Consider the following 15560-nt stretch of genomic DNA (forward strand, 5'->3'; position numbering starts at 1 on the left):
TGTCCTCCTGACAAAAGGTCATTGGGGGTATAGTGCGTCATGACAGCGCTGAAAAGCCTTGCACGCCGCCAAGATGGCTGCTGATCTGCGCTGGAAATCCATGCCGCGCATCATGCCAGACACAGATCCAGCCATTACGCCGCCCCCTGCCCCCGCCCAGTCACGCGCCCGGCGCTATTATTTCCTGCTGGTCGAACGCTTTACGATGATGTCCTTTGCCGCTGCGGTGGAACCGTTGCGGCTGGCAAACCGCATTTCCGGGCAGAACCTTTATGAATGGCGGGTGGTCGGCGAAGGCGGAGATTTCGCCATCTGCTCTAACGGAACGCGGGTCATGCTGGATGGCGGCTTGTCCGACACCCGCCGAGAGGACACGATTCTGGTCTGCGGCGGCATCGACATCGGCCGCGCGGCGACCCGTCCGGTGCTTGGCTGGCTAAGACGAGAGGCACGGCGCGGCGCACGGATGGGCGCGCTATGCACCGGCGCCTGGGTGCTGGCCGAAGCCGGGCTGCTCGACGGTCGCCGCGCCACCATCCATTGGGAAAATCAGGACGGATTCGCCGAGGAATTCCCTGATGTCAGCCTGATCCGCACCGTCTTTGTCGAGGATGGCAGCCGCCTGACTGCCGCCGGGGGAACGGCGGCCATCGACCTGATGCTGCGCCAGATCGCCCGCGATCATGGCAATGAGCTGGCCGGTCGCGTGGCTGATCAGTTGATCCATACCTCGATCCGATCCGAGGGCGACCACCAGCGCCTGTCGATTCCGACCCGGATCGGGGCGCGCCACCCGCGTCTTGCGCAGGTTCTGGCCCGGATGGAGGCCAATATCGAGGACCCGATCAGTCCCGCCCGCCTTGCACTGGATGCCGACATGTCGCCGCGCCAGCTGGAGCGACTGTTCGCGCGCTATCTGGGCCGCTCGCCCAAGCGCTATTACATGGACATCCGGCTGGAGCGCGCGCGCAACCTGCTGACCCAGACCGAACTCAGCGTGATTGAAGTTGCACTGGCCTGCGGCTTTGCCTCGGTCGGGCATTTTTCCAAATGCTACCGCGCCAGTTTCGGCAGTTCTCCCTATCGGTTGCGCGACACCCCCGCGCTGAATGCAATTTAGGCATTTCCTGTCCCGATTTCGCGGCAATTCGTCCGTTTAGACCGCCAATCTGCCGCCTTTGCGCACTTTTCTTTTCGCTTTGGGGCTTATAGCTTGCCCAACAGAACAAAAGTTCGCTCAGGGAGACTGACAATGAAAAAACTGCTTCTGGCCAGCGTCGCCGGTGCCATGTTCGCGGGTGCCGCGGGTGCCGAAGACATCAAGCTGGGGATTTCGCTGGGCCTGACCGGCCCGCTGGAATCCATCTCGCCCGCGATGCAGAAGGGCGCCGAACTGGCCATGAAAGAGGTTTCGGACAGCGGCAAGCTGCTGGACGGCTCGAAGATCGTTCCGGTCGTCGCCGACAACACCTGCGTTGACGCGGCAGCCTCGGTCGCAGCGGTTGAACGTCTGGTCAGCGCCGAAGGCGTCAAGGGCGTGATGGGCGGCATGTGCTCGGGCGAGACCATCGCCTCGCTGGAAAAAGTCGGCGTGCCGAACGGCGTCGTGATGATCTCGCCCTCGGCCACCTCGCCGGCGCTGTCGACCATCGACGACAAGGGCTTCTTCTTCCGCACCGCGCCTTCGGATGCGCGTCAGGGTGAAGTCATGGCCGACATCGTGCTGGAAAAAGGCATCAAATCGGTCGCCATCACCTACACCAACAACGACTACGGCAAGGGCCTGGCCGACAGCTTCGCCAATTCCTACAAAGCCAAGGGCGGTGCCGTGACCATCACCGCCGCGCATGACGACGGCAAGGCCGACTATTCGGCCGAAGTCGCGGCGCTGGCTGCTGCCGGCGGCGATGCGCTGGTCGTTGCGGGCTATGCCGACCAGGGCGGCGCGGGCGTGATCCAGGGTTCGCTGGATACCGGCGCCTTCTCGACCTTCGTGCTGCCCGACGGCATGGTCAACAACTCGCTGGTCGAGAAATTCGGCACCGCGCTGGAAACCTCGTTCGGCCAGAACCCCTCGGCCGAGGGTGAAGGCCATGACAAGTTCGCGGAACTGGCCAAGGCTGGCGGCTTCGATGGCACTTCGGCCTATGCTGGCGAATCCTATGACTCGGCTGCGCTGATCATGCTGGCCATGCAGGCTGCCAAGTCGTCCGACGCCAAGGTCTACAAGGACAAGGTGATGGAAGTCGCCAACGCTCCGGGCGAAAAGATCTATCCGGGCGAACTGGCCAAGGCGCTGGAACTGATTGCCGCAGGGCAAGATGTCGATTATGTCGGCGCGACCTCGGTTGAACTGGTCGAGCCGGGCGAAAGCGCCGGTGTCTACCGCGAAGTCGATTTCAAGGGCGGCAAGCTGAACGTCATCGGGTTCCGCTGATCGACCTCACAAGTTGCGGGGGGCCCGGATTCAATCCGGGCCTTTTGCCTGTTATAACTACCCCTCTTGGGGCAATAATCTTCGCGGAAACAGCGAAGTCTGGGGAGAAACATGATCCAGGTCCATGACCTGCACCGCCATTTCGGAGGGTTTCGCGCCGTTGACGGTGCCAGCCTGACGATCGAGACCGGTTCCATTACCGGCCTGATCGGTCCGAACGGCGCAGGTAAATCCACGCTTTTCAACGTCATCGCAGGCGTTCTGCCGCCGACTTCCGGCCGCGTCGTCATGGATGGCGAAGACATCACCGGCCTTGCGCCGCATCAGCTGTTCCACAAGGGTCTGCTGCGCACCTTCCAGCTGGCCCATGAATTCTCCTCGATGACCGTGCGCGAGAACCTGATGATGGTTCCGGGCGGTCAGGCGGGTGAGTCCCTTGTCAATACCTGGTTCCGCCGTGGCCGCATCCGCGAGGATGAGCGCGCGCTTCGCAAGAAGGCGGACGAGGTCCTTGAATTCCTGACGATTTCCCATGTCGCCGACGAAAAGGCGGGCAATCTCTCGGGCGGGCAGAAAAAGCTTCTTGAGCTGGGCCGCACGATGATGGTCGATGCCAAGATCGTCTTTCTTGATGAGGTCGGCGCGGGCGTGAACCGCACGCTTCTGGGCACGATCGGCGATGCCATCGTCCGCCTGAACAAAGAGCGCGGCTATACCTTCTGCGTCATCGAACATGACATGGATTTCATCGGCCGCCTGTGCGACCCGGTGATCGTCATGGCGCAGGGCAAGGTGCTGGCGCAGGGCAATGCATCCAGCATCATGCAGAACGAAGCCGTGATCGAGGCCTATCTGGGCACCGGCCTGAAGAACAAGGTCGCCGCCGAGATCGCCGAGGAAGCCAGTTTTGGCGAAAGCCACGGCGCGCAGCCCGGCCTTGGGGCCGAGGCCGGACATGGCGGCGACGGCAAGCCCGCGGGGGATATCCGATGAGCCAGCCCTATCTTTCCGCCACCGCCATGCGCGGTGGCTACGGCAAGGCCGACATCCTGAACGGCTGCACGCTGACCGTGGATCAGGGCCAGATCGCCGTGATCGTCGGCCCGAACGGCGCTGGCAAATCCACCGCGATGAAGGCCGTCTTTGGGATGCTGAACCTGCGCGAAGGCGCGGTGACGCTGGGAGGCGAGGACATCACCCGCCTGACCCCGCAGGAACGTGTCCACAAGGGCATGGGTTTTGTGCCCCAGACCCATAACATCTTCCCGACCATGACGGTCGAGGAAAATCTGGAAATGGGCGCCTATATTCGCGGCGACGATTACCGCGAGACGATGGAACAGGTCTATCATCTGTTCCCCGCCGTCGCCGACAAGCGCCGCCAGAATGCGGGCGAGCTTTCGGGCGGCCAGCGTCAGCAGGTCGCCGTCGGCCGCGCGCTGATGACGAAACCGCGCCTGCTGATGCTGGACGAACCGACGGCGGGCGTCAGCCCCATCGTCATGGACGAGCTGTTTGACCGCATCATCGAGGTCGCGCGCACCGGCATCTCGATCCTGATGGTCGAACAGAACGCCCGTCAGGCACTTGAGATCGCCGATATCGGCTATGTTCTGGTGCAGGGCGCGAACCGCTATACCGACTCTGGCAAGGCCCTGATGGCCGATCCCGAGGTTCGCCGCACGTTCCTTGGGGGCTGACATGGACTTTCTGAACGCCATTGTGGCCCTGCTCAACTTCGTCGTGATCCCCGCCGCCGCTTACGGCGCACAGCTGGCGCTTGGCGCGCTGGGGGTGACGCTGATCTATGGCATCCTGCGCTTTTCCAACTTCGCCCATGGCGACACCATGGCCTTTGGCACCGCGCTGGTGATCATTGTTACCTGGGGTCTGCAAGCGCTTGGCCTCAGCCTTGGCCCGCTGCCGACCGCGCTACTGGCGCTGCCGATCGGGATCGCGCTGTGCTCGGCCTTTGTGCTGGGCACCGACCGCGTGGTCTATCGTTTCTATCGCAAGAAAAAGTCCGAGCCGATCATTCTGGTCATGGCCTCGGTCGGGGTCATGTTCGTGATGAACGGGGTGACGCGCCTGCTGATCGGTGTGGACGAGATCCGCTTTGACGACGGCGCGCGCTTCCTGATCGCGGTGCAGGACTTCAAGACCTGGACCGGCCTGAACGAGGGCCTGGCCCTGCGCGTCAGTCAGGTCATCACCTTTGTCGTCACAGCTTTGGCCTGCTGGGCGCTGTTCCGCTTCCTGAACCGCTCACGCGCCGGGAAGGCCATGCGCGCCTATGCCGACAATGAGGATCTGGCGCTGCTGTCGGGGATCGATCCGGAGCGCGTCGTGCGCCTGACCTGGATCATCGCCACCGCCTTGGCGGTGACGGCCGGCACGCTTTATGGCCTCGACAAAAGCTTCAAGGCTTTCAACTATTTCCAGATTCTGTTGCCGATCTTTGCTGCAGCCATCGTCGGTGGCCTTGGCAATCCGCTGGGCGCGGTCGCTGGCGGCTTCATCGTCGCCTTCTCTGAGGTTGCGGTGACCTATCCATGGAAAAAGGTCGCGGCCTATCTGGGCTTCCAGTCCGACGGGCTGCTGCAACTGCTGTCCACCGAATATAAATTCGCGGTCAGCTTCGTCATCCTGATCATCGTCCTGCTGTTCCGGCCCACCGGCCTGTTCCGCGGCAAAGCCTATTAAGGAGGGGCCGACATGTCGAATACTCGTCAAGCCGAAGCCTCAAGCCGCTGGCGCGCGCCGGTCATCTTCCTGATCATCGTCGCACTGTTCGTGCTGGAGGGAACCACGCGGAACGCGCTGTTCTCGGGCAGCTGGAACTCGGCGCTGGCCATCCTGAACATGGGGCTGATTTCGGCCGTCATGGCCTTGGGAGTGAACATGCAATGGGGTTATGCTGGCCTGTTCAACGCAGGCGTCGTCGGTTTCCTTGCGCTGGGAGCGCTGGGGCCGGTGCTGGTCTCGACCCCGCCCGTTCAGGGCGCCTGGGCCGCAGGCGGGATGCGTGTGATCGTGGCGCTGGTCGTCGGTCTCGGCACGCTGGCGCTGGCGACGCAGGTCTGGAAGCGGGTCGCCGCGCCGATCAGCTTCTTTGTCATGCCGCTGGTGCTGCTGGTCGGCTTTGTGCTGTACCGCTATCTTTTCGATCCCGCCGTCATGGCGATCGAGGCGAACAATGCCGCCTCGGCCGGGAATATCGGCGGGCTTGGCCTGCCGGTGCTGCTGGCATGGCCGGTCGGCGCGGCGCTGGCCGCCGCCGCCGCATGGGGCATCGGCAAGGTCGCGCTGGGGCTGCGTTCCGACTATCTGGCGATCGCGACCCTGGGCATCGGCGAGATCATCGTCGCCGTCCTGCGCAACGAGGAATGGCTGGCGCGCGGCGTCAAGAACATGTCCGGCATCCCGCGTCCGGTTCCCTATGAGCTGGATCTGCAAAGCGATCCCGACTTCGTCGCCAAGGCGGCGCATTGGGGCGTGGATATCGCCACCGCCTCGGGGATCTGGGTCAAGCTGATGTATGCCGGGTTGTTCGGGCTGGTGCTGCTGGTGCTGATCCTGCTGGCGGAGCTGGCGCTGAAATCGCCCTGGGGCCGGATGATGCGCGCGATCCGCGACAATGAGACTGCCGCAAGCGCCATGGGCAAGAACATCAAGGGTCGGCATCTGCAGATCTTTGTCATCGGCTCGGCGGTGATCGGGCTTGCCGGGGCGATGATGGTGACGCTGGACGGGCTGCTGTCCCCCGGCAGCTTCAACCCGCTGCGCTACACCTTCCTTGTCTGGGTCATGGTGATCGTCGGCGGTTCGGGCAACAACTGGGGCTCGGTTCTGGGCGCGGTGCTGATCTGGTTCCTGTGGATCAAGGCCGAGGTCTGGGGCCCCGAGCTGATGAGCCTGCTGACAGCGCCGCTGCCCGATGGCGCGTTGCGCACGCATCTGCTGGAAAGCGCGCCGCATATGCGCTTTGTCGCGATGGGGCTGGTGCTGCTGCTGGTGCTGCGCTTTGCGCCGCGCGGGCTGGTTCCCGAGAAATGACCCCGGGATTCGTGGGGGCCTTGCCCCCACACCCCCAGGGTATTTCGGAAACGGAGAAAGGGCCTATGGGCCCTTTTTCTTTCCGCTTGTCCCTTGATGGACAATCGCCAGGAGTGGGCATGAAGGACTTTGATTTGAGCGAATTTCTGGGCGAATGGCAGGTGCGGCGGCGGATTTCCGACGCCCAGACCGGTCTGGTTACACGGTTTCAGGGGACGGCGCAGATTTCCGACAACGCCTTTCACGAAACGGGAATGATCCAGTTCCAGAACCAGCGGCTGTCATCGCAGCGGCAATATCTGCTTGAATGGGGCGATGGCGTGGTTGAGGTCAGGCGGCCGGATGGCAGCCCGTTCATCACCCTTGAATCACAGGGCATCCAGCGGGTCGTGCATCATTGCGGCGACGACCTGTATCGTGGGCTGTTCATGTTCGCCAGCAACCGCAGATGGGCAGAAATCTGGACCGTGCGGGGGCCACGCAAGAATTATCGAAGCGTCAGCCAGTATCGGCGGTAGTGAGGCGGCCTTAAGCCGCCGTCAGCAGGATCGGAGTCTGGTCACCCAGCGCGAAGCGACGCAGCACCTCGGGGTAGAGGCGGTGTTCCTGGATCAGCACGCGGGCGGCAAGCGTATCCGCCGTATCGCCGGGCAGGACCGGAACGCGGGCCTGACCAAGGATCGGGCCGGCATCAAGTTCAGGCGTCACCAGATGGACCGACGCACCCGCCTCAGGATCGCCCGCATCAATGGCGCGCTGATGGGTGTGGAGGCCGGGGTATTTCGGCAAAAGCGAAGGGTGGATGTTCAGCATCCGCCCTTCGAATTTCTGGACGAAAGCCGGGGTCAGGATGCGCATGAAACCGGCAAGACAAAGGATGTCGGGTTCGGCCGCCAGCAGCGGCTGAAGCAGTGCGGCCTCGAATGCGGCGCGGTCGCCCTTATAGTTGCGGTGGTCGATGGCAAAGGTCGAAACGCCCATGGCGGTGGCCTTGGCAAGGCCACCCGCCGCCGGATCGTTTGACCCGACGATCACGGCGCGAGCCGGATGGTCGCCGGTCATGCTTTCGACCAGCTTGACCATGTTCGACCCGCCGCCCGAGATCAGAAGGGCAATGCGTTTCACCGCAGCTTGCCGCTGTAGCGCACGCCCGCACCGGGGGTGACCTGACCAAGGCGATAGACGGTCTCGCCCTCAGCTTTCAGCAGGGCTTCCAGCGCCTCGGCACGGTCGACCGCGACCGAGAGGATCATGCCGATGCCGGTGTTGAAGGTTTTCAGCATCTCGGCATCGGCAATGTTGCCGGCCTCGGCCAGCCAGTCAAAGACTGCGGGCAGGCTGAAGCTGTCCAGATCGATGTCGGCACCAAGACCTTTCGGCAGGACGCGCGGCAGGTTCTCGGTGATACCGCCGCCGGTGATATGGGCTGCGGCATGAACGCCGCCTGCACGGATCGCGGCCAGAACCGGCTTGACGTAAAGCCGGGTCGGAACCAGCAGCGCCTGACCCAAGGTACCCGTGCCGAAGGGCGAGGGCGAATCCCAGTCCAGACCCGCATGTTCGGCGACCTTGCGCACCAGCGAGAAGCCGTTGGAATGCACACCGTCCGCGGCGAGGCCCAGCAACACGTCACCATCCGCGACGTTTGCGGGCAGCGCGGTGCCGCGCTCCATCGCGCCGACCGCGAAACCGGCCAGATCGAAATCGCCCTTGGCATACATGCCGGGCATTTCGGCGGTCTCGCCACCGATCAGCGCGCAGCCGGAACGGCGGCAGCCTTCGGCAATGCCGTTGATGACACGGGTGGCCTCATCGACCGACAGCTTGCCGGTGGCGAAATAGTCGAGGAAGAACAGCGGCTCGGCCCCTTGGCAGACCAGATCGTTGACGCACATGGCGACAAGGTCGATGCCAAGGCCGTCAAGTTCACCGGTGTCGATGCCGATGCGCAGCTTGGTGCCGACGCCGTCGGTCGCGGCGACCAGAACCGGGTCCTGATAGCCAGCAGCGCGGGGGTCGAACAGCGCGCCGAAACCGCCCAGACCGTCCATCACGCCAGAGCGCTTGGTTGCGGCGGCGGCGGGCTTGATGCGCTCGACAAGCGCGTTGCCTGCGTCGATATCCACTCCGGCTTCGGCATAGGACAGGCCAGATTTGCGCTCGGTCATGTGCGGGGCTCCTTTGCTTTGCGTCCCGATAGCGCAGGCGCGGCGCGCAGGCAATGATCCGTCCATCAAATGCGGCGTTTTCCGGCCATCAGCCGTTGCCCGCAGGCCCTGCCCCTGCCGACAGCTCACGCGCAGCGGATATGACCGCGCGGGCGATGCCGTCCAGCCGCGCGTCGCTCATCCGATGCAACGGCCCCGAGACCGAGATCCCTGCCGCCGCCTCGCCGCCGAAATCGAAGATCGGCGCGGCAATGCAGCGCATCCCCGGTGCGCGCTCCTCATTGTCCAGCGCATAGCCGCGCGTCCGCGTCAAAGCCAGATCGGCGGTCAGCGTCTCGGGGGCGCAAAGCGTCGTCGGCGTGAAACGGTCCAGCCGCAATCCGGGGATCAACTGGCGCAGATGCTGCGGGCGGGCATAGGCCAGCAGCGCCTTGCCAATCCCCGAGGCATGCAGCGGCGAACGGGTGCCCGGCGGAAAGAAGGCGCGGATGGTTTCATGCGTCTCGGCCTGACTGATGAACAGCACGGCATCGCCGTTCAGGATGCCCAGATTGGCGGTCTCTCCGGTTTCCTCCATCAGGCGGCGCAGGACCGGACGGGCGCGTTCGACCAGACCAGCGCGTCGCATAAAGGCTGACCCCAGACGAAATGCGGTCGGGCCGATCTGCCACGCCTGATTTTGCCCGTCGGTTTCGGCCATGCCGCGCGCGGCCAGCGTCACCAGCACCCGATGGACGGTCGAGGGCGCCTGCCCCAGTTGCTGGGCAATCTCGCTCAGCGTCAGGCCATTGCCCGAGGCGATCACGTCCAGCACATCCAGCGCCCGTTCCAGGGCACGGACGCCGCCAGTGTCCTCACTGCCCTCGGCCCTGCTTTTCGGACGCCCCCTTTTGCGCGGTGCGGATGACATTCAAGAAATCCTTTCGACTGCATATCAATCCGATTGAATATCGAAAATCCGGTGTGGAAAACAGCAAACATCTGATTCGGTTAAGAAATCAACATATTTTCCGCCATTGCGAAATGCTTTTCAGAAAAATTGCCGGAATGGACAGCTGCGCCTAGGCTGGGACACAAGTGCAGGAGGAAGCACAATGACCAGTCAGAACCCCATCTTCATTCCCGGCCCTACCAATATCCCCGAGGAACTGCGCAAGGCGGTGGACATGCCCACCATCGACCACCGCTCGCCGGTTTTCGGGCGGATGCTGCATCCCGCGCTGGAGGGCGTGAAAAAGGTGCTGAAGACCGACCAGGCGCAGGTCTTTCTGTTCCCCTCGACCGGAACCGGCGGTTGGGAAACCGCGCTCACCAACACGCTCTCGCCCGGCGACAAGGTGCTGGCCGCCCGCAATGGCATGTTCAGCCACCGCTGGATCGACATGTGCCAGCGCCACCGTCTGGACGTAACCCATATCGAGGTTCCGTGGGGCGAAGGCATCCCCGCCGCCCGCTTCGAGGAAATCCTGACCGCCGACAAGGGCCACGAAATCCGCGTCGTTCTGGCCACCCATAACGAGACCGCGACGGGCGTCAAATCCGACATCGCCGCGATCCGCCGCGCGCTGGATGCGGCGCGTCACCCGGCGCTGCTGTTCGTCGATGGCGTCAGCTCGATCGGGTCGATGGATTTCCGCATGGACGAATGGGGCGTCGATATCGCCGTCACCGGCAGCCAAAAGGGCTTCATGCTGCCGCCGGGTCTGGCGATTGTCGCCTTTTCGCCGAAAGCCATGGCGGCGGTCGAGACAGCAAAGCTGCCGCGCACCTTCTTTGACATCCGCGATATGGCCACCGGCTATGCCCGCAACGGCTACCCCTATACGCCGCCGGTCGGACTGATCAACGGGCTGAACGCCGCCTGCGAGCGCATCTTGTCCGAAGGGCTGGAAAACGTCTTTGCCCGTCATCACCGCATTGCGGGCGGCATTCGCGCCGCGGTCGATGCCTGGGGGCTGAAACTGTGCGCCGCGCGACCCGACCTGTATTCCGACACGGTCAGCGCCATCCGCGTGCCGGACGGGTTTGATGCCAACCGCATCGTCAGCCACGCACTGGAAACCTATGACATGGCCTTCGGCACCGGTCTGGGCGAGGTCGCGGGCAAGGTCTTCCGCATCGGCCATCTGGGCAGCCTGACCGACGCCATGGCGCTGTCGGGGATTGCAGTCGCGGAAATGGTCATGGTCGATCTGGGCTTGCCGGTGCGGCTGGGTTCGGGTGTCGCCGCGGCGCAGGAACATTATCGCCAGTCGACGGTTTCGGCACTGCGGAAGGCTGCCTGAGGATGAAGGACGCCATGTATATTCCGACCCTCGATGACATGCTGGCCGCGCGGACGCGTATCGCCCCGCATGTGCATGTGACGCCGGTCCTGACCTCTCGTTTCATCAATGAACTGACCGGGGCCGAGCTGTTCTTCAAATGCGAGAACCTGCAAAAGGCCGGCGCCTTCAAGGCACGCGGCGCCAGCAATGCGGTCTTTGGCCTGACCGATGAACAGGCGGCGAAGGGCGTCGCCACCCATTCCAGCGGCAACCACGGCTCTTGCCTGGCCTATGCCGCCGGTCGCCGGGGCATCCCCTGCACCGTGGTCATGCCGCGCACCGCGCCGCAGGCCAAGAAGGATGCGGTTCGCGGCTATGGCGCGCGGGTGGTGGAATGCGAACCCTCGACCAGCTCTCGCGAGGCGGTCTTTGCCGAGGTCGTCGCGGAAACCGGGGCCGAGTTCGTCCATCCCTACAACGACTGGCGAGTGATCGCCGGTCAGGCGACCTGCAGCGCCGAACTGATCGAGCAGGTGGCCGGTCTTGACGCGGTGGTGGCACCGATCGGTGGCGGCGGCATGGTCTCGGGGACTTGCCTGACGCTCTCGAACCTTGCGCCAAAGACCCGTGTCTTTGCCGCCGAGCCGCTGAATGCCGATGACGCCGCACGCAGCTTCCGCGCCGGTCACATCATCGCCGATGACGCGCCCGAGACCGTGGCCGACGGGCTGAAAGTGCCGCTCAAGGAACTGACCTGGCATTTCGTCCAGAACCACGTCGCCGACGTGCTGACCGCGACCGAGGATGAGATCGTCGAAGCGATGAAGCTGATCTGGAAGCGCATGAAAATCGTGATGGAGCCCAGCAGCGCCGTGCCGCTGGCCACCATCATCAAGAATCGCGACATCTTCGCCGGCCAGCGCGTCGGCATCATCATCACCGGCGGCAATGTCGATCTTGACCGCCTGCCCTGGATGTGAGGACCTGACATGAACGCCAAGACAGATTTCGCCGGTTTCGAAGTCGGCTATGACATCCCCGCCCTGCCCGGTATGGCCGAGGCCGATATCCAGACGCCTTGCCTGATCCTCGATCTGGACGCGCTGGAGCGTAACATCAAGAAGATGGGCGATTACGCCAAGGCGCACGGCATGCGCCACCGCAGCCACGGCAAGATGCACAAGTCGGTCGACGTGCAGAAATTGCAGCAGGAACTGGGTGGTGCTGCGGGCGTCTGCTGCCAGAAGGTCTCCGAGGCCGAAGTCTTTGCCCGTGGCGGCATCAAGGACATCCTTGTGTCGAACCAGGTCCGCGATCCGGCCAAGATCGACCGCCTTGCCCGGCTGCCGAAGCTGGGCGCACGGATCATTGTCTGCGTCGATGACGTGGCAAACGTCGCCGATCTGTCGGCGGCCGCGCAGCGTCACGGGACCCAGCTGGAGGTCTTTATCGAGATCGACTGCGGCGCGGGACGCTGCGGCGTGACCACTGCGGCAGCGGTGGTTCAGATCGCCAAGGCCGTCGATGCAGCACCGGGGCTGAAATTCACCGGCATCCAAGCCTATCAGGGCGCGATGCAGCACATGGAAAGCTTCATCGATCGCAAGGCCAAGCTGGATGCCGCCATCGCGCAGGTCAAGGAAGCCGTGGCGGCGCTGGAGGAAGCGGGGCTTTCGCCGGAACTCGTCTCGGGCGGCGGCACCGGCAGCTATTATTTCGAGAGCAATTCCGGCGTCTATAACGAACTGCAATGCGGTTCCTACGCCTTCATGGATGCCGATTACGGCCGTATCAAGGACGAGGGCGGCCATCGCATCGACAAGGGCGAATGGGAAAACGCGCTGTTCATTCTGACCTCGGTCATGTCCCACGCCAAGCCTGACAAGGCGATCTGCGATGCGGGCCTCAAGGCGCAATCGGTCGATAGCGGGTTGCCCTTCATCTATGGCCGCGATGACGTGGAATATGTCAAATGCTCGGACGAGCATGGCGTGATCGCGGACCCCAAGGGCGTCCTCAAGGTCAATGAAAAGCTGCGCCTTGTCCCCGGCCATTGCGACCCGACCTGCAACGTCCATGACTGGTATGTCGGTGTGCGGAACGGCAAGGTCGAGACCGTCTGGCCGGTCAGCGCCCGCGGAAAGGGTTATTGATGCTGGTCGTCGCGGAAAAGGAAATCGGGGGGCTGATGACCCCCGAAGCCGCCTATGACGCGGTCGAGGCGGTCTTTGCCGCCATGGCCGCCGACCGGGCCTATAACTTCCCCGTGGTGCGCGAGGCGATCGGCCATGACGATGCGCTTTACGGCTTCAAGGGCGGCTTCGACGGAGCCGCCCTGACGCTGGGACTGAAGGCCGGAGGCTATTGGCCGCAGAACCAGAAGCACGGGCTGATCAATCACCAGTCGACGGTCTTCCTGTTCGACGCCGATACCGGGAGGGTCGCGGCGGCGGTCGGGGGGAACTTGCTGACCGCGCTTCGCACCGCGGCGGCCTCGGCGGTGTCGATCAAGTATCTGGCGCCCAAGGGTGCCAAGGTGCTGGGCATGATCGGCGCAGGCCATCAATCGGCCTTCCAGATGCGTGCCGCCGCCCGCGTCCATGACTTCGAGAAGGTCATCGGCTGGAACCCCCATCCCGAGATGCTGACCCGTCTGGCCGACACTGCTGTCGAACTGGGCCTGCCCTTCGAGGCGGTGGACCTGCCGCGGCTTGGCGCGGAAGCCGACGTGATCATCTCGATCACCTCGGCCTTTTCGCCGCTGCTGATGGACGGCCATGTGCAGGGTCCGACCCATATCGCGGCCATGGGCACCGACACCAAGGGCAAGCAGGAACTTGACCCGGCGCTGGTCGCCCGCGCCCGCCTGTTCACCGATGAGGTCGCGCAATCCGTGGCCATCGGTGAATTCCAGCACGCCATTGCGGCTGGGCTGATTGCAGAGGAGGCAATCACCCAGATCGGCGCAGTGGTGAACGGCAGCCACCCCGGACGCGGGGATGCCGAGCTGACGATTTTCGACGGCACCGGCGTCGGTCTGCAAGACCTCGCCGTGGCCCGCGCCGTCGTGAAACTGGCCCAGGAAAAGGGGCTGGCCCAGAAGGTCGAAATCTGACCAGGGGCCGAAGCAAGACAAGGGAGGAGAACCATGTCACACGAAACCGCCGGCCGGGTCATTGATCCGGTCGAGGAAATCCTGCCGGCTCCACGCCTGTTCACGCTGGGTTTCCAGCATGTGCTGGTCATGTATGCCGGAGCCATCGCCGTCCCCCTGATCGTGGGCCGCGCCCTGCAGCTGTCGCCGCAGGACGTGGCCTTTCTGATTTCGGCGGACCTGTTCGTCTGCGGTCTGGTCTCGATCATCCAGTCGCTGGGCGCGACGCAATGGTTCGGCATCCGCCTGCCGGTGATGATGGGCGTGACCTTCGCCGCCGTCGGCCCGATGGTGTCGATCGCCAGCGCCCAACCGGGGGCCGAAGGCGCGCGGATGCTGTTCGGCGCAATCATCGCCGCCGGCGTCATCTCGATCTTTCTTGCGCCCTTTGTCAGCCGTCTGTTGCGCTTCTTTCCCAGCGTGGTGACGGGCACGGTCATTCTGGCCATCGGCGTCAGCCTGATGCCCATCGGCATCAACTGGATCTTTGGCCTGCCCTTCGGCCCGACCGCGCCGAAGCTGGTTGACCCCGCCCAGCAGGAATGGCTGAACGCCGCCATCGCCGCAGGCTCGGCCCCCGAAGGCCTCAAGCTGCTGCCGACGGTCCCGAACCCGGCCTATGCCTCGAGCCAGAACATCATCATCGGTCTGGTGGTGCTGGGCTCGATCCTGCTGCTGTCGCGCTTTGGTCGTGGCTTCATCTCGAACATCGCGGTGCTTCTGGGCATCATCGGCGGCGGTGTGCTGGCCGCCAGCATGGGCATGATGCATTTCGGTGCCGTGTCCGAAGCAGCCTGGTTCGCGCCCATCCGCCCCTTCCATTTCGGCATGCCGATCTTTGACCCGGTGATGATCGCGACGATGATCCTGGTCATGTTCGTAACCATGGTGGAATCGACCGGCATGTTCCTGGCTTTGGGTGAGATCTGCAACCGCAAGGTCACGCCGAAAACCCTGTCGGCCGGGCTTCGCGTCGACGGTCTGGGCACGGCGCTGGGTGGGCTGTTCAACACCTTCCCCTATACGTCCTTCAGCCAGAACGTCGGCCTTGTCGGCGTGACCGGCATTCGCTCTCGGTTTGTCTGCGTGGCGGGCGGCGCGATCATGATCGTGCTGGGCCTGATCCCGAAAATGGGCGCGCTGGTCGAAAGCCTGCCGACCACCGTTCTGGGCGGCGCGGGTCTGGTCATGTTCGGCATGGTCGCCGCAACCGGCATCCGCATCCTTGCGAATGTCGATTTCGCGGGCAACCGGCATAACCTGTTCGTGGTCGCGATTTCGCTGGGGATGGCGATGATCCCGATGGTCGCGCCCGATTTCAACCAGTGGATGCCCCATGCTTTGCACCCGCTGATCCATTCCGGCATCCTGCTGGCGACGCTTTCGGCGGTGGCGCTGAACTGGTACTTCAACGGTGCGCCCCACGCGACCGAGGATGATATCCGCGCCGCTGGCCACGCCGCCGAAGCGCACTGAAA

The 15560-nt window shown here is 63.9% G+C and carries 15 protein-coding genes; 12 read left to right on the forward strand and 3 right to left on the reverse strand.

Translation table 11 applies throughout. From position 1 onward, the window contains the following. The first annotated feature begins 112 nt into the window (after positions 1–112). The 7 genes from IB235_RS15835 (at position 113) to IB235_RS15865 (ending at position 7011) form a co-directional block, all read left to right on the forward strand. A complete protein-coding gene (locus IB235_RS15835; protein WP_192337521.1) occupies positions 113–1120 on the forward strand; it encodes a GlxA family transcriptional regulator in 1008 nt (335 codons plus the stop codon). 132 nt (positions 1121–1252) lie between these two features. Continuing rightward, the gene (locus tag IB235_RS15840) at positions 1253–2437 is read left to right on the forward strand and encodes an ABC transporter substrate-binding protein (RefSeq protein WP_155040869.1); all 1185 of its coding nucleotides are present in this window, start codon (positions 1253–1255) and stop codon (positions 2435–2437) included. Positions 2438–2548: 111 nt separating this feature from the next. Further along, positions 2549–3430 carry an ABC transporter ATP-binding protein gene (locus IB235_RS15845; RefSeq protein ID WP_192337489.1) on the forward strand — a complete coding sequence of 294 codons (882 nt, stop codon included), beginning with the start codon at positions 2549–2551 and terminating at the stop codon, positions 3428–3430. Next, complete coding sequence (locus tag IB235_RS15850; RefSeq protein WP_155040867.1) at positions 3427–4137, forward strand: ABC transporter ATP-binding protein; 711 nt, start codon at positions 3427–3429, stop codon at positions 4135–4137. Before IB235_RS15845 ends, IB235_RS15850 begins: the two co-directional genes overlap by 4 nt. A 1-nt stretch (position 4138) precedes the next feature. After that, positions 4139–5140: a branched-chain amino acid ABC transporter permease gene (locus tag IB235_RS15855; protein ID WP_192337490.1), complete on the forward strand. Its 1002-nt coding sequence runs from the start codon at positions 4139–4141 to the stop codon at positions 5138–5140. A gap of 12 nt (positions 5141–5152) precedes the next feature. Continuing rightward, entirely contained in the window at positions 5153–6493 is a 1341-nt protein-coding gene (locus IB235_RS15860; RefSeq protein ID WP_192337491.1) for a branched-chain amino acid ABC transporter permease, read from the forward strand. Between the two features lie 119 nt (positions 6494–6612). Further along, positions 6613–7011 (forward strand): DUF6314 family protein, encoded by a 399-nt coding sequence (locus IB235_RS15865; protein ID WP_192337492.1) that lies wholly within the window; start codon positions 6613–6615, stop codon positions 7009–7011. Positions 7012–7021: 10 nt separating this feature from the next. Here IB235_RS15865 and purN read toward each other — a convergent pair whose 3' ends face one another. From purN to bhcR, 3 genes are all read right to left on the reverse strand, one after another. Next, the gene (gene purN, locus IB235_RS15870) at positions 7022–7618 is read right to left on the reverse strand and encodes a phosphoribosylglycinamide formyltransferase (protein WP_192337493.1); all 597 of its coding nucleotides are present in this window, start codon (positions 7616–7618) and stop codon (positions 7022–7024) included. Continuing rightward, a complete protein-coding gene (gene purM, locus IB235_RS15875; protein ID WP_192337494.1) occupies positions 7615–8661 on the reverse strand; it encodes a phosphoribosylformylglycinamidine cyclo-ligase in 1047 nt (348 codons plus the stop codon). Before purM ends, purN begins: the two co-directional genes overlap by 4 nt. An 88-nt stretch (positions 8662–8749) precedes the next feature. Then, a complete protein-coding gene (gene bhcR, locus IB235_RS15880; RefSeq protein WP_155040862.1) occupies positions 8750–9571 on the reverse strand; it encodes an HTH-type transcriptional regulator BhcR in 822 nt (273 codons plus the stop codon). A 184-nt stretch (positions 9572–9755) separates the two neighbouring features. Between bhcR and bhcA the strand changes: the two genes are divergently transcribed. The 5 genes from bhcA to IB235_RS15905 are packed head-to-tail and all read left to right on the forward strand — an operon-like array spanning position 9756 to position 15558. Further along, positions 9756–10946 carry an L-aspartate--glyoxylate aminotransferase BhcA gene (bhcA, locus tag IB235_RS15885; RefSeq protein WP_192337495.1) on the forward strand — a complete coding sequence of 397 codons (1191 nt, stop codon included), beginning with the start codon at positions 9756–9758 and terminating at the stop codon, positions 10944–10946. 2 nt (positions 10947–10948) lie between these two features. Continuing rightward, complete coding sequence (gene bhcB / locus IB235_RS15890; protein ID WP_225612369.1) at positions 10949–11908, forward strand: beta-hydroxyaspartate dehydratase BhcB; 960 nt, start codon at positions 10949–10951, stop codon at positions 11906–11908. A gap of 9 nt (positions 11909–11917) precedes the next feature. Further along, a complete protein-coding gene (gene bhcC / locus IB235_RS15895; protein ID WP_192337497.1) occupies positions 11918–13081 on the forward strand; it encodes a 3-hydroxy-D-aspartate aldolase BhcC in 1164 nt (387 codons plus the stop codon). Then, positions 13081–14043, forward strand: coding sequence for an iminosuccinate reductase BhcD (gene bhcD, locus IB235_RS15900; protein ID WP_192337498.1), 963 nt, complete (start codon positions 13081–13083; stop codon positions 14041–14043). Before bhcC ends, bhcD begins: the two co-directional genes overlap by 1 nt. Positions 14044–14076: 33 nt before the next feature. After that, positions 14077–15558, forward strand: coding sequence for a nucleobase:cation symporter-2 family protein (locus IB235_RS15905; protein WP_155040857.1), 1482 nt, complete (start codon positions 14077–14079; stop codon positions 15556–15558). Positions 15559–15560 lie beyond the last annotated feature (2 nt).

The sequence above is a fragment of the Paracoccus sp. PAR01 genome (assembly GCF_014851995.1).
Taxonomy (GTDB): domain Bacteria; phylum Pseudomonadota; class Alphaproteobacteria; order Rhodobacterales; family Rhodobacteraceae; genus Paracoccus; species Paracoccus litorisediminis.